The sequence below is a fragment of the Roseibium sp. M-1 genome (genome assembly GCF_054515675.1).
The window spans coordinates 4,072,934-4,085,337 of sequence record NZ_CM137257.1 but is presented as its reverse complement, the minus strand read 5'-3'; the positions used below and the strand labels follow the sequence as shown (position 1 = coordinate 4,085,337).

The window sequence follows — 12,404 nt, the reverse complement described above, 5'->3', positions numbered from 1 at the left end:
CTTCTTCACCAAGCTGCACAGTGACTGGAACAGGCAAAGGCGGCGAAGATGCGCGAAATTTCCTTCGATACGGAAACCACGGGACTTAATCCGAGAGGCGGCGACCGCCTGGTGGAAATCGGCGGGGTGGAGCTGATCAATCATATCGCCACCGGCAACTCCTATCACGTCTATATCAACCCGCAGCGCGACATGCCGGAAGAGGCTTTCCGGGTGCATGGCCTGTCGGCGGAGTTCCTGTCTGACAAGCCCCTGTTCGCGCATGTGGCAGATGAATTCCTGGAATTTGTCGGCGATGCGACGCTGGTCATTCACAACGCCGCCTTCGACATGGGCTTCATCAACATGGAGCTGGAGCGGGCCGGGCGGCGGACGATCCCGAAGACCCAGGTGCTCGACACGCTGGAGATCGCACGGCGCAAGCATCCGACAGGGCCGAACTCGCTCGACGCGCTCTGCTCGCGCTATGGCATCGACAATTCCAAGCGCATCAAGCACGGCGCGCTTCTCGATGCCGAGATCCTCGCGGAAGTCTATCTGGAGCTGATTGGCGGCCGCCAGACCGCTCTCGGCCTCCTGACCGAGGAAGACGAGACGGCCTCCGGCGGGCCTGTCTTCGAGCCGGGCGAACTCGGCACCTTCAATGCCCGTTCCCGCCCGGTTCCCCTGGAACGCCCGCTGCTGCAAACCGAGCTGGAGGCGCACAAGGCCTTTATCTCCGGCATGGGCGACAGCGCAATCTGGACGAAATACAACGGATAGCAAAAAAGCGAAGGATCCGGAAATCCTTCGCTTTTCAATCAGTTACATGGCCGGCAAGCGCTAGTGACGCCTTACAGCATCGATGGCAGGACGCGATCCGGCGGACGGTGGCCGTCCATGAAGGTCTTGATGTTGATGATGACCTTCTCGCCCATCTCGATACGGCCTTCGATGGTGGCAGAGCCCATATGCGGCAGCAGGACCACGTTTTCCAGCTTCACCAGCTTCGGATTGACAGCCGGCTCGTGCTCGAAGACGTCGAGGCCGGCACCGGCAAGTTCCCCGGCTTCGATCATGCGGATCAGGGCGTTCTCGTCGATCACCTCGCCGCGGGCCGTGTTGACCACGTAGGCATCCTTCTTCAGGAGCTTCAGCCGGCGGGCGGAGAGAAGATGGAAGGTACCGGGCGTGTGCGGGCAGTGGATCGACACCACGTCCATGCGCGCCAGCATCTGGTCGAGGCTTTCCCAGTAGGTTGCCTCCAGCTCTTCCTCGACGCTTTCGGCGAGGCGCCGGCGGTTGTGATAGTGGATCGACATGCCGAAGGCCTTGGCGCGGCGGGCGACGGCCTGGCCGATGCGGCCCATGCCGATGATGCCGAGGCGCTTGCCCCAGATGCGGTGGCCCAGCATCCAGGTCGGCGACCAGCCGGCCCAGTCGCCTGCTTCCAGCGTCTTGATGCCTGCGGCAAGGCGCCGCGGCACGGCCAGCATCAGCGCCATGGTCATGTCGGCGGTGTCTTCTGTCAGGACGCCCGGGGTGTTGGTGACGTTGATTCCCCGGTTGTTGGCACTCACCACGTCGATATTGTCGACGCCATTGCCGAAATTGGCGATCAGCTTCAGGTTCTCACCGGCCTGGGAGAGGACGGAGGAATCGATCCTGTCGGTGACGGTCGGCACCAGAACGTCGGCGGTGCGCACCGCTTCCACCAGTTCCGCCTGGCTGAAGGGCCTGTCCTGCTCGTTGAGACGCGTCTCGAACAGCTCCCGCATCCGGGTTTCGACCACGTCCGGAAGCTTCCGGGTGACCACGACGACAGGCTTCTTTTTCGCCATACCAATTGCCTTTCGCGCTGCGTTGAGGACTTGTTAACCTCAACGGTACCACCTTGACGCTGCGCGTTGCGCGAGCGGATGAGACCACCCCTTTTCCTTACCAGATGGTCCGGCAGAAACAAGGGATGGGTTTCAATCGCCGCGGTTCGCCAACCGGCCAAATCTGCCATGCTGGTTTTCGCGCAGATTTTTCGGTAGAGATTTGCCTCACGACGAAGAACATAACAATTGGACAACCGGACAATATGGCGCGTTCGATCCCGGGACCCCGGCTCTTAACTTGTGTGTTGACATTGCTTTTCGGTCTGCTGGCCCCCCTGACGCCGCTTCAGGCACAGGGAACGTCGACCGGTGCCAGCGGCTTGCCCGTGCCGCGATTCGTCAGTTTGAAGTCGGACCGCGTCAATGTGCGCATCGGTCCTTCGCGCGAACATGACATCGCGTGGACTTTCGTGACGTCGGGGCTGCCGGTGGAAATCGTCGGCGAGTTCGAGAACTGGCGCCGCATCCGCGACTGGGAAGGCAAGCAGGGCTGGGTGTTCCATTCGCTCCTCTCCGGCCGCCGCACCGCGCTGGTGACGCCCTGGGAGAAGAACGACCGCACCCCGCTCCGCGCCCGTTCCCGCTCCGATGCCGACATCGTCGCCGAGCTGGACCCGTTCGTCCTGACAACTGTCACCGAATGCGCCGGCGGCTGGTGCCGCGTCAACGGCGAGAATTACGACGGCTGGCTCGACCAGACCCGCCTTTTCGGGGTCTACCCGGACGAACTGATCGGGAACTGAGGGCTTAAGGCTGTGAGCGTGGCCTCTCTTCCAACCTCATCCTTCGAGACGGGCCTCCGGCCCTCCTCAGGATGAGGTCGAATTATTCAAAACGCCCAATAAAAAAGGCGGCCAAGCGGCCGCCTTTCGCATTTCCAGGATCCCGGAAAATCCGTCAATCCGCCGTGACTTCCTGAACCTTAAGTTCTTCAAGGCGCGGCATGGACATGATGTTGTAGCCGCTGTCGACGAAGTGGACTTCGCCTGTCACGCCGCCGGAAAGATCCGACAGGAGATAGAGGCCCGTACCGCCGATCTCGTCCAGAGACACGGTCCGGCAGAGCGGCGAGTTGCGCTTCTGGAAGTTGAACATCAGCCGGGCGTCGGAAACGCCCGAGCCTGCCAGGGTGCGCACCGGGCCGGCGGAGATGGCGTTGACGCGGATATTCTGCTCGCCGTAATCGACCGCCAGGTAGCGGACGGAGGATTCCAGGGCTGCCTTGGCAACGCCCATGACGTTGTAGTTCGGCATCACCTTGGTCGAGCCGCCATAGGTTAGCGTCACCATGGAGCCGCCATTGGTCATGAGGTCTGCCGCGCGCTTGGCGATCTCGGTAAAGGAGAAGCAGGAGATCAGCATGGTGCGGGTGAAGTTCTCCCGCGTGGTGTCGGCGTATTTGCCGCGCAGTTCCGTCTTGTCGGAGAACGCGATCGCATGCACCAGGAAGTCGATGCTGCCCCATTCCTGCCGGAGGGCGTCGAAGACGCTGTCGACGGAGGCGACGTCTTCCACGTCGCAGGGCAGCAGGATCTTGGAGCCGACGGACTCCGCCAGCGGCTTGGTGCGGCGGCCGAAGGCCTCGCCCTGGTAGGTAAAGGCAAGCTCAGCGCCATGCTCGGCAAGGGTCTTGGCAATGCCCCAGGCGATCGAATGGTCGTTGGCAACGCCCATGATCAGGCCGCGTTTGCCCTTCATCAAATCAGACATTCAAAACTCCTCAGCCGTGGTAACGCGACAGCGCCAGCGAGGCGTTGGTGCCGCCAAAACCGAAGCTGTTGGACAGGACGGTGTCGAGACCGGCATTGTCGCGGCGCTCCGTCACGATCTCGCCCGGCTTCAGGGCCGGATCGAGTTCGGCGACATTGGCCGATGCGGTGATGAAATCGTTCTGCAGCATCAAGAGGCAGTAGATCGCTTCCTGCACGCCCGTTGCACCGAGGCTGTGGCCGGTGAGCGACTTGGTGGAAGACGCCGGCGGCTGGTTCTCGCCGAAGACCCGGCGGATGGCCTCGATCTCGCCGATATCGCCGACAGGCGTGGACGTGCCGTGGGTGTTGATATAGTCGACCTTGCGATCGCCGAGGGTCGAGATGGCAAGGCGCATGCAGCGCTCTCCGCCTTCACCGGACGGCGCAACCATGTCGTAGCCGTCGGAATTGGCGGCGTAGCCGGTGACTTCGGCGTAGATCTTGGCGCCGCGTGCCTTGGCATGCTCCAGCTCTTCCAGGACGACAACACCGCCGCCGCCGGCAATGACGAAGCCGTCACGGGTCGCATCATAGGCGCGCGAAGCGGTCTGCGGCGTATCGTTGTACTTGGAGGACATGGCGCCCATGGCGTCGAAGAGGCAGGACAGCGTCCAGTCGAGTTCCTCGCCGCCGCCTGCGAACATCACGTCCTGCTTGCCGAACTGGATCTGCTCGGTGGCAGCGCCAATGCAATGGGCCGACGTGGAGCAGGCCGAGGTGATGGAATAGTTGATGCCCTTGATCTTGAACGGGGTCGCAAGGCAGGCAGAGTTGGTGGAGCTCATGCCGCGGGTCACCATGAACGGGCCCATGCGCTTGGGAGAACCCTTTTCGATGACGATCTGGTGTGCCTGGAACAGGTTCTTGGTCGAAGGACCGCCGGAGCCCATGATCAGGCCGGTACGGGTGTTGGAAACGTCGCCCTCTTCAAGGCCGCTGTCGGCGATCGCCTGCTGCATGGCAATGAAGTTGTAGGCCGCACCGTCGCCCATGAAGCGCAGCTGGCGCTTGTCGATGAGCTCGGCGACATCGACGTCCGGTTTGCCGTGAACCTGGCTGCGGAAGCCGTGCTCGGCGTAATCCGGAGCGAAGCTGATGCCGGACTTGCCTTCGCGAAGGCTGGCCAGCACTTCCTGTGCGTTCGATCCGATGGAGGAAACGATACCCAAACCGGTGACGACAACGCGTCTCATTGCGGTCTCCCTATGTCTGTCGGCTCTGCAGGTCTGAGAGGAGTTGGTTGGTGCCTGCAGGCTCTTAGATAATATGCGAACCGGCGCTTCTGATGACAAAGAAGCGCCGGCCAAACAAAATCGAGCGTGCGAAGGTCAGGACTTGGCCAGGCCCACGCGCAGGTCGGTCGCCTTGTAAATGGTCTCGCCATCGGCCTTCAGCCAGCCGTCAGCGATGCCGAGGACCAGCCGGCCTTTCATGACCCGTTTGAAGTCGATGCCGTATTCCACCAGCTTCACGTCGGGCGTGACCATGCCCTTGAACTTGATTTCACCGGTGGAAAGCGCCATCCCCTTGCCTTCCAGACCCTGCCAGCCGAGGTGGAAGCCGGTCAGCTGCCACAGGGCGTCGAGGCCGAGGCATCCGGGCATGATCGGATTGCCCTGGAAATGGCACGGGAAGAACCACAGATCCGGCTTGATGTCGAATTCCGCGCGGGCGTAACCCTTGTCGAACTCACCGCCGGTTTCGGAAATATCCGTGATCCGGTCGAACATCAGCATCGGGGGAAGAGGCAGCTGGGCATTGCCCGGGCCAAACAGCTCGCCGCGGCCGCAGGCGAGAAGTGCTTCGTAATCGTAGCTGGAGCGGCGCTCGGTCATTCAGGTTCCGTTTTTGTGGTCCGCCCCTGAATTTCAAAGGCAGGATTGATTTGTTTTCGGTTCGTTTGAGGCGCCTTCCTAACACAGGGGAACCATGACTGAAAGATGTCACTTGATCGAAGTTTCCGGGTTTTTCCGAGGTTTGGCCGGGATTTGCGCCAAATCCGGGGTCCCTGTGTCCGCCCGGTGAAAAAGCCGCCGGCGTTAAAAACTTGCATCTTGGGTGCAAGAAATGGCAGATATAGGCCAATTGCCGCAAACGCCGGGTGTTGTCCGGCGCTGCTCTTGCAACGCGGTACCTGAAAATACGGACCTGGATCGGATCGGAATGGCAAGGCTTGTGGTGCACGAAACCAGCGGAATGAAGGATGTGACGGACATGCTGCGGGTGGCAGGGCTTCGGCCGACGCGCCAGCGCGTGTCCCTTGCCGAGCTTCTCTATTCCAAGGGCGACCGCCACATCTCCGCCGAGCTGCTGCACGAAGAAGCGGTTGCCGCCGACGTGCCGGTATCGCTGGCGACGGTCTACAACACGCTGCACCAGTTCACCGAGGCGGGCCTGCTGCGCGAAGTCGCCATAGACGGCAACAAGACCTATTTCGATACGAACGTTTCCGATCACCACCACTTCTTCATCGAAGGCGAAAACCGGGTGATCGACATTCCGGGAGAAGGCGTCGGCATCGGCCGCCTGCCAGAGGCCCCGGCCGGCATGGAGATCGTGCGGGTCGATGTGGTGGTTCGGGTGCGCAAGAAGCACTGACCCCTGCCGGATAATTCCTACGCCAGACCGCTTTCCACGTAGCGCAGCTTCCATTCGTAATAGTCGGATGTCGAGCCGATTTCGCTCAAGTGGCGCTGTCCGTCCGGCTCGAAGCCAAGTTTCTTCAACAGATTGGCCGAGCGGACATTTCCCGGATCGGTGATGGCGCAAAGCGTGCGCAGCTTCAGTTCCTTTTGCACGAATTCCAGCACTGCCTGGCCCGCTTCGCGGCCAAACCCGTTGCCGCGGTGGTGTTCCAGGAAGGCAAAGCCGAGATCGGGATGCTTCAGTTCCTTGCGCACCACCAGGCCACAGACACCGATCGGTTCCGGTGCCTGCTTCGGTTCGACCACCCAAAGACCGACGCCATGGGCGGCAAAGCGCGCCAGCGATTTGTTCTTGATGTAGTTGACCGCGTCGTCCTCGGTGCGGATACCGTGGTCGGCGATGAAGCGGATATAGTCCGGCTCGTTCATCAGCCGGTGGTAAAATCCGGCATCGTTGCTGGACGGCAGCCTGAAGCGCAGCCGCTCGCTTGCCGGGAATGGCCCGAGGGGAAAGCTCACGCTGCAGTTTCCTTTTCGATCAGGGCCTTGGTTCGCAGGGCAATCTCCGGCACGGCATCGAAAGGCAGCTTTTCCGGGCTCTTGCACAGATCGTAGATCACGCAGCGCCTGCATTCGGGCTTGCGGGCCTTGCAGATATAGCGGCCATGCAGGATCAGCCAGTGATGCGCATGGAGCGCGAATTCGGCCGGCACAACCTTTTCCATCGCCTTCTCGACATCCAGCGGCGTCTTGCCCGGCGCGATGCCGATGCGGTTGCCCAGCCGGAAAAGGTGGGTGTCGACGGCGATGGTCGGATGGCCGAAGAAGATGTTCAGCACCACATTGGCGGTTTTCCGGCCGACGCCGGCCAGCGCTTCCAGCGCGTCGCGGTCCTCGGGCACCTCGCCGCCATGGTCGCGGATCAGCTGCTCGGAGAGAAGAATGACGTTCCTGGCCTTGTTCTTGTAAAGACCGATGGTCTTGATCTCCTCGCGCACCAGATCCTCGCCGAGGGCGACCATCTTTTGCGGCGTATCGGCGATCTGGAAAAGGTGCCTTGTCGCCCGGTTGACGCCGACATCCGTCGCCTGGGCGGACAGGACGACTGCCACCAGCAGGGTGAAGGCGTTGGTATAGTCCAGTTCGCCCTTCGGCTCGGGATTGTCCGCATGGAAGCGCTGGAAGATCGCGTAGCTCTCCGCCTTCGAATAGCGGGAGCGTTTCAGGACCTTGCCGGGATTGTCGACGGAAGGGGCTTTCCGGGTCGTCTTCGCCCTTGGCGATGACTTTCTGGTTCCCTTGCCGGAGGCGGGGCTCTTTGCTTGGCTCATGTTCTCTCTATAATCATGCCTCATGAGCGAGAACAATCCGAAACCCGAGCGGAATGACGAATTGCCGGACCTGGACCGGCCGTTTTTCACCGCCGTGTTGACGCCCCACCGCTCTCTCGGGCCAAAGGGCTTTCTGGTGCTGATGGCCTGTCTCGGCGTCATCAGCTTTGTCGCCGGATTTCTGTTCTGGCGCATTGGCGCTTGGCCGGTCTTCGGCTTCTTCGGCCTCGACATGGCGCTGGTCTGGTTTGCGTTCCGCGCCAATTACCGCTCCGCCCACAGCTTTGAAGAGATTTCCATCTCACGCAGCGAAATCGCCATCCGCAAGGTCGGGCCCGGCCGGCGCTATCACGAATACCGCTTCAATCCCTTCTGGGTGCGGCTGAAGATCGACCGGCTGGAGGACGAGGGCGTCGTGGGGATTTCACTTGCCAGCCGCGGCGAGACAGTCGATCTCGGCAACTTCCTCAATCCGGACGACCGGACGAGCTTTGCCGGCGCGATCGCCAATGCTCTGGCCGTCGCCAAGGCCGGCGGGGTTTGACGGACGCGGTCAGGTCCGGCTGTCCGCGGTCTCCGGCTGGATCCTGAGGGTTGCGAGCAGTGTCACCAGCGCGGCGAGCGAACTGCCGGCCGCAACATAAAGAACGGTGCGGAAATCCGCGGCGCTGGCGATGAAACCCATGGAAACGCTGCCGATCATGCCGCCGAGGAGCAGGCTGTTCATGTAGACGGCAGTCGCCCGTCCGGGCCTGTCCGGAGCAAAGCTCTGGACAAAGCTGATCGCCACTCCGGCAAAGAGGCCATAGTAAGCCCCTTCCAGCACAGCGACGGCAAGAACCTGCCAGAGAGCCGTGACCTGGGCGAAAAGAACCATGCTCACCGCCGCAAGGCATGCGGCGAGCATCAGCACCTGTCTTGTGCCGATCCGCTCGGCAAGACGGACGGAGCCGAAGATCACGAAGACTTCCAGCAGGCATTTCACCGACAGGGCAAGCCCTGGTGTCGCGCCCGGCAGACCGGTTTCCTTGACGAAGAAGAGCGGCATAACCGAGACGAACAGCGAATTGGTGACGACGAAACCGAGGCATGTGGCACCGGCCACGGCAAGGCGCCAGTTGATCGGGTCTCTGGCGCCGGATGTCTTTCGCTCCCGCATCGAGCGGAAATCCGCCGGCACAATCATGTACCACAGCAGCAGATAGCAGACGCCGATGCCGAAGGCACTGAGATAGGCGGTGGTGAACCCCGAAGTGGCGACGAGCGAGAAGGACACCGCCGGCCCGATCATCCAGGCGAGCGAAACGGTCATGCGCAACCAGGAATTATAGCGGGCAATGTCGAGCCCCTCGCGCTCCGCATAAAGACGGCCGAAGGTGAAGATCGTGGCCGGGCCGGTGTTGTTCAGACCCATCAAAGGCGCGACCAGCAGGATAAGCATCAGCAGGCTGGTGACCTGGGTCAGGACCAGCGTCACGGCCGCATAGGCACAGACGGAGATCAGCATCATGCGCCTGACGGGAAACCCATGATCGAGCCGCTCGCCCGTCCAGCGGTTGGCCGCAAGCGTCAGCGGCATGGCCAGTCCGGTATAGAGCCCGACCTGCCAGGGCGCGGCACCCAGCCCCTCGACGATGAAATAACTCATCATCGGCACCAGCGCGGAAACGCCGAGGCTGTTGAAGAACTGAAGCAACAGGATCAGCAGTGCCTGACGGGGCAGCTGCAGCAGGGACCGCATGATATTCGCCGGAAAAAAGAAACGGGCAGGAGCAACAACCTAGCCGGACTGGTCTGCGACGTCACGGGCTTTCTGAAAGAGTGTCGCTTCAGGAGCAAGCGGCTCATCCTTCGAGACGGTCCTGACGGACCTCCTCAGGATGAGGCTGGCGGGAGAGCCACCGACGGCATTTCACCACCCCGCAACTCATCCTGAGGAGCTTGGCTTTGCCAAGCGTCTCGAAGGATCGGCCACAAACACCTTGCTAGACTGTGCCTAGTCTTCCCTGCCGACACTCAGCGTCTTCAGCCGGTAAAGCGCTTCCAGCGCCTCGCGCGGGGTCATGTCGTCCGGATTGATCTCTTCCAGTGCCAGGGTCAGCGGGTCAGGTTCTGAAAAACCGGAGGGCGCGTTGGGCTTGGCCGGGGTCAGGCTGGCAAAGAGCGGCAGCTCGTCAATGAGGCTTTCCGCCGGCGAGCGCCGGTCCTGCTCTTCCAGCTGGCTCAGCACCTGTTTCGAGCGCTCGACCACGGTTGCCGGCAATCCGGCGAGCTTGGCCACCTGAATGCCGTAGGACCGGTCGGCGGCACCCGGCACGATCTCGTGCAGGAAGATGACGTCTCCCTTCCATTCCTTCACCGAGACCGTGGCGTTGGAAAGCCGCTCGAGCTTGGCCGATAGCGCCGTCAGTTCGTGATAATGGGTGGCGAAGAGGGCGCGGGAGCGGTTGACCTCGTGCAGGTGCTCGATGGTCGCCCAGGCGATCGACAGACCGTCGAAGGTTGCCGTGCCGCGGCCGATTTCATCCAGGATCACCAGAGAGCGGTCACCGGCCTGATTGAGAATGGCGGCGGTCTCGACCATTTCCACCATGAAGGTGGAGCGCCCGCGTGCCAGGTCGTCCGCTGCGCCGACGCGGGAGAACAACCGGTCGACGACGCCGATATGGGCGGAGGCCGCAGGAACGAAGGAGCCCATCTGGGCGAGGACGGCAATCAGCGCGTTCTGGCGCAGGAAGGTTGATTTACCGGCCATGTTCGGACCGGTGATCAGCCAGATATGGCCGATATCCTCGTCCGCGTCGGGACCGAGATTGGCATCGTTGGCAACGAAGCTGTCGCCGCCGGATTTCTTCAAGGCCTTTTCGACCACGGGGTGCCGGCCGCCTTGGATATCGAAGGCACGGCTGTCGTCGACTGCGGGGCGGGTGTAGTTCTCTTCCTGGGCCAGCTTGGCCAGCGCCGCCGATACATCGAGGATGCTGAGGCCGTGGGCGGCGGCCTTGATCGCTTCGCCCGCCGAGATGATGGCACCTGCCAGCCGCTCGAAGATCTCCAGTTCGATGGCAAGCGAGCGTTCGCCGGCACTGGCGATTTTCGATTCCAGATCCGCCAGCTCGGTCGTGGTGAAGCGCATCGCCCCCGCCATCGTCTGGCGGTGGATGAAGCGGCCGGGGTCCGACGTCAGCTTCTCGGTCTGGGCGGAGGGTGCCTCGATGAACCAGCCGAGCACATTGTTGTGCTTGATCTTCAGCGATCTGAGGCCCAGCTCTTCCGAATACTCCGCCTGCAGCTTCGCGATCACCTTGCGGCTTTCATCGCGCAGCGAGCGCAATTCGTCGAGATCGGCATTGTAGCCGGCCGCGATGAAGCCGCCGTCGCGTTTCAGGAGCGGCGGTTCGTCCTTGAGGGCCAGGACGAGCTCGCCGCCAAGGTCATGCGGCGCGCCCTCGAGGCTTGCCCGGGCCGCCGCAATTTCCGCCGGAATGGTGCCGGCGGTGGCGCTGGTCTGGTCGAGAACCAGGCGGGCGGCTTCCAGTCCTTGCGCTACGGCCAGGATATCGCGCGGACCGCCGCGGTTGAGCGCGATCCGAGACAGGGCGCGGGCCATGTCCGGCGCGCCCTTCAGCGTCTGGCGCAGGGCCTCGCGCATGATTTCGTTTTCGAGAAAGAAAGCGACTGCGTCGTGGCGTTGGTGGATGGCGTCGACATTGACCAGCGGTCCGGCGAGACGGCTTGCAAGCAGGCGCGAGCCTGCGCCGGTCACCGTCCGGTCGATGGTTGCCAGCAGCGACCCCTGTTTTTCGCCCGACAGCGTGCGCGACAGTTCCAGGTTCGCCCGGGTGGCCGGGTCGATCAGCATGCGCCCGGCACCGGCCTCGCGCACCGGCGGGTCCAGCGGCGGGCGTTCGCCGAGCTGGGTCTTTTCGACATAGGCGAGGATACCGGCGGCCGCCGACAGCTCTGCCCGGCTGAAGGTGCCGAAGCCGTCGAGGGTCTTCACGCCGAAATAATGCGCCAGCCGGTCGGTGGCAGTGGATGAATCGAAAAACGCCCGCGGCACCGGCGACAACGCACCGCCCGCCTGCTCGGCGATCAGGCGCAGTTCGCTTTCCTGCAGCAGATTGTCGGCGAGGATCAGCTCACGCGGGCTGACCTGCGCAAGATCGGCGGCAAGGCGCTGGTGGTCGGTCTCCGACACCTGGAAGGATCCGGTCGACATGTCGATCCAGGCAAGACCATAAACCGCATTGCCTTCCAGCGAGCCGCCCTTCAGCCGGGTCAGTGCCATCAGGAAGTTGTTCGCGCCTGCATCAAGCAGGCGTTCCTCGGTCAGGGTGCCGGGCGTGACCAGCCGCACCACATCGCGCCGGACGACGGACTTCGAGCCGCGCTTCTTGGCTTCGGCCGGATCTTCCGTCTGTTCGCAGACGGAAACCCGGTGTCCCTTGGCGATCAGCTTGTTGAGGTAATCGTCGGCCGCGTGAACCGGCACGCCGCACATCGGGATGTCCTCGCCCTGATGCTTGCCGCGCTTGGTCAGTGTGATGCCGAGCGCGGCGGAGGCGACTTCCGCATCCTTAAAAAACAGCTCGTAGAAGTCGCCCATCCGGTAGAACAGCAGGCTGTCGGGATTGGCAGCCTTGATCTCCAGGAACTGGGCCATCATCGGCGTGATCTTGGCATCCGCCGGGGCGATTTCTTGCGCGCTCTGTCCACTCATGACAGATACCTAGCAAATCGTGCGGCCCATTCCACCAAGGGCCTAAGCCATCTTGGCTTGAGGCTTCATTTTCCCGGGGATAAGGTCGGGCA

Annotated in this window: 12 protein-coding genes; 4 read left to right on the top strand and 8 right to left on the bottom strand. The window is 62.4% G+C overall.

The features are described from left to right. Positions 1–48 precede the first annotated feature (48 nt). The gene (gene dnaQ / locus ACX3M4_RS18485; RefSeq protein WP_459354452.1) at positions 49–762 is read left to right on the top strand and encodes a DNA polymerase III subunit epsilon; all 714 of its coding nucleotides are present in this window, start codon (positions 49–51) and stop codon (positions 760–762) included. Between the two features lie 71 nt (positions 763–833). On the opposite strand, the gene ACX3M4_RS18480 is transcribed toward dnaQ, so the two are convergent. Next, the gene (locus ACX3M4_RS18480) at positions 834–1,820 is read right to left on the bottom strand and encodes a 2-hydroxyacid dehydrogenase (protein ID WP_459354451.1); all 987 of its coding nucleotides are present in this window, start codon (positions 1,818–1,820) and stop codon (positions 834–836) included. Between the two features lie 287 nt (positions 1,821–2,107). On the opposite strand from ACX3M4_RS18480, the gene ACX3M4_RS18475 reads away from it, so the two are divergent. Then, on the top strand, positions 2,108–2,605 hold the full coding sequence (locus tag ACX3M4_RS18475) for an SH3 domain-containing protein (protein ID WP_459354450.1): 498 nt from the start codon (positions 2,108–2,110) through the stop codon (positions 2,603–2,605). 154 nt (positions 2,606–2,759) lie between these two features. Here the strand turns inward: ACX3M4_RS18475 and fabI are convergent, their stop codons facing one another. The 3 genes from fabI to fabA all read right to left on the bottom strand — a co-directional run bounded on the left by fabI (position 2,760) and on the right by fabA (position 5,448). Then, positions 2,760–3,572, bottom strand: coding sequence for an enoyl-ACP reductase FabI (gene fabI / locus ACX3M4_RS18470; protein ID WP_459354449.1), 813 nt, complete (start codon positions 3,570–3,572; stop codon positions 2,760–2,762). Between the two features lie 10 nt (positions 3,573–3,582). Further along, positions 3,583–4,806 carry a beta-ketoacyl-ACP synthase I gene (gene fabB, locus ACX3M4_RS18465; protein WP_459354448.1) on the bottom strand — a complete coding sequence of 408 codons (1,224 nt, stop codon included), beginning with the start codon at positions 4,804–4,806 and terminating at the stop codon, positions 3,583–3,585. Between the two features lie 135 nt (positions 4,807–4,941). Then, a complete protein-coding gene (fabA, locus tag ACX3M4_RS18460; protein WP_459354447.1) occupies positions 4,942–5,448 on the bottom strand; it encodes a 3-hydroxyacyl-[acyl-carrier-protein] dehydratase FabA in 507 nt (168 codons plus the stop codon). A gap of 328 nt (positions 5,449–5,776) precedes the next feature. On the opposite strand from fabA, the gene irrA reads away from it, so the two are divergent. Next, entirely contained in the window at positions 5,777–6,211 is a 435-nt protein-coding gene (gene irrA, locus ACX3M4_RS18455) for an iron response transcriptional regulator IrrA (protein ID WP_459354446.1), read from the top strand. A gap of 17 nt (positions 6,212–6,228) precedes the next feature. Here irrA and ACX3M4_RS18450 read toward each other — a convergent pair whose 3' ends face one another. Together ACX3M4_RS18450 and nth are read right to left on the bottom strand one after the other, a co-directional pair. Next, entirely contained in the window at positions 6,229–6,777 is a 549-nt protein-coding gene (locus ACX3M4_RS18450; protein ID WP_459354445.1) for a GNAT family N-acetyltransferase, read from the bottom strand. Further along, positions 6,774–7,589: an endonuclease III gene (gene nth, locus ACX3M4_RS18445; protein WP_459354444.1), complete on the bottom strand. Its 816-nt coding sequence runs from the start codon at positions 7,587–7,589 to the stop codon at positions 6,774–6,776. Before nth ends, ACX3M4_RS18450 begins: the two co-directional genes overlap by 4 nt. 22 nt (positions 7,590–7,611) lie before the next feature. Here nth and ACX3M4_RS18440 point away from each other — a divergent pair, with 22 nt between their 5' ends. Next, on the top strand, positions 7,612–8,133 hold the full coding sequence (locus tag ACX3M4_RS18440) for a DUF2244 domain-containing protein (protein ID WP_459354443.1): 522 nt from the start codon (positions 7,612–7,614) through the stop codon (positions 8,131–8,133). A gap of 9 nt (positions 8,134–8,142) precedes the next feature. Here ACX3M4_RS18440 and ACX3M4_RS18435 read toward each other — a convergent pair whose 3' ends face one another. Next, positions 8,143–9,330, bottom strand: a complete 1,188-nt coding sequence (locus ACX3M4_RS18435; protein ID WP_459354442.1) for an MFS transporter — start codon at positions 9,328–9,330, stop codon at positions 8,143–8,145. 255 nt (positions 9,331–9,585) lie between these two features. Beyond that, entirely contained in the window at positions 9,586–12,312 is a 2,727-nt protein-coding gene (mutS, locus tag ACX3M4_RS18430; RefSeq protein ID WP_459354441.1) for a DNA mismatch repair protein MutS, read from the bottom strand. Between the last annotated feature and the right edge of the window lie 92 nt (positions 12,313–12,404).

What these genes read in the sequence shown, in the direction of transcription:
- dnaQ (WP_459354452.1), top strand. Translation starts at nt 49, where the DNA reads ATGCGCGAAATTTCCTTCGATACGGAAACCACGGGACTTAATCCGAGA.
- ACX3M4_RS18480 (WP_459354451.1), bottom strand. Translation starts at nt 1,820, where the DNA reads ATGGCGAAAAAGAAGCCTGTCGTCGTGGTCACCCGGAAGCTTCCGGAC.
- fabI (WP_459354449.1), bottom strand. Translation starts at nt 3,572, where the DNA reads ATGTCTGATTTGATGAAGGGCAAACGCGGCCTGATCATGGGCGTTGCC.
- fabB (WP_459354448.1), bottom strand. Translation starts at nt 4,806, where the DNA reads ATGAGACGCGTTGTCGTCACCGGTTTGGGTATCGTTTCCTCCATCGGA.
- fabA (WP_459354447.1), bottom strand. Translation starts at nt 5,448, where the DNA reads ATGACCGAGCGCCGCTCCAGCTACGATTACGAAGCACTTCTCGCCTGC.
- irrA (WP_459354446.1), top strand. Translation starts at nt 5,777, where the DNA reads ATGGCAAGGCTTGTGGTGCACGAAACCAGCGGAATGAAGGATGTGACG.
- nth (WP_459354444.1), bottom strand. Translation starts at nt 7,589, where the DNA reads ATGAGCCAAGCAAAGAGCCCCGCCTCCGGCAAGGGAACCAGAAAGTCA.
- ACX3M4_RS18440 (WP_459354443.1), top strand. Translation starts at nt 7,612, where the DNA reads ATGAGCGAGAACAATCCGAAACCCGAGCGGAATGACGAATTGCCGGAC.
- ACX3M4_RS18435 (WP_459354442.1), bottom strand. Translation starts at nt 9,330, where the DNA reads ATGCGGTCCCTGCTGCAGCTGCCCCGTCAGGCACTGCTGATCCTGTTG.
- mutS (WP_459354441.1), bottom strand. Translation starts at nt 12,312, where the DNA reads ATGAGTGGACAGAGCGCGCAAGAAATCGCCCCGGCGGATGCCAAGATC.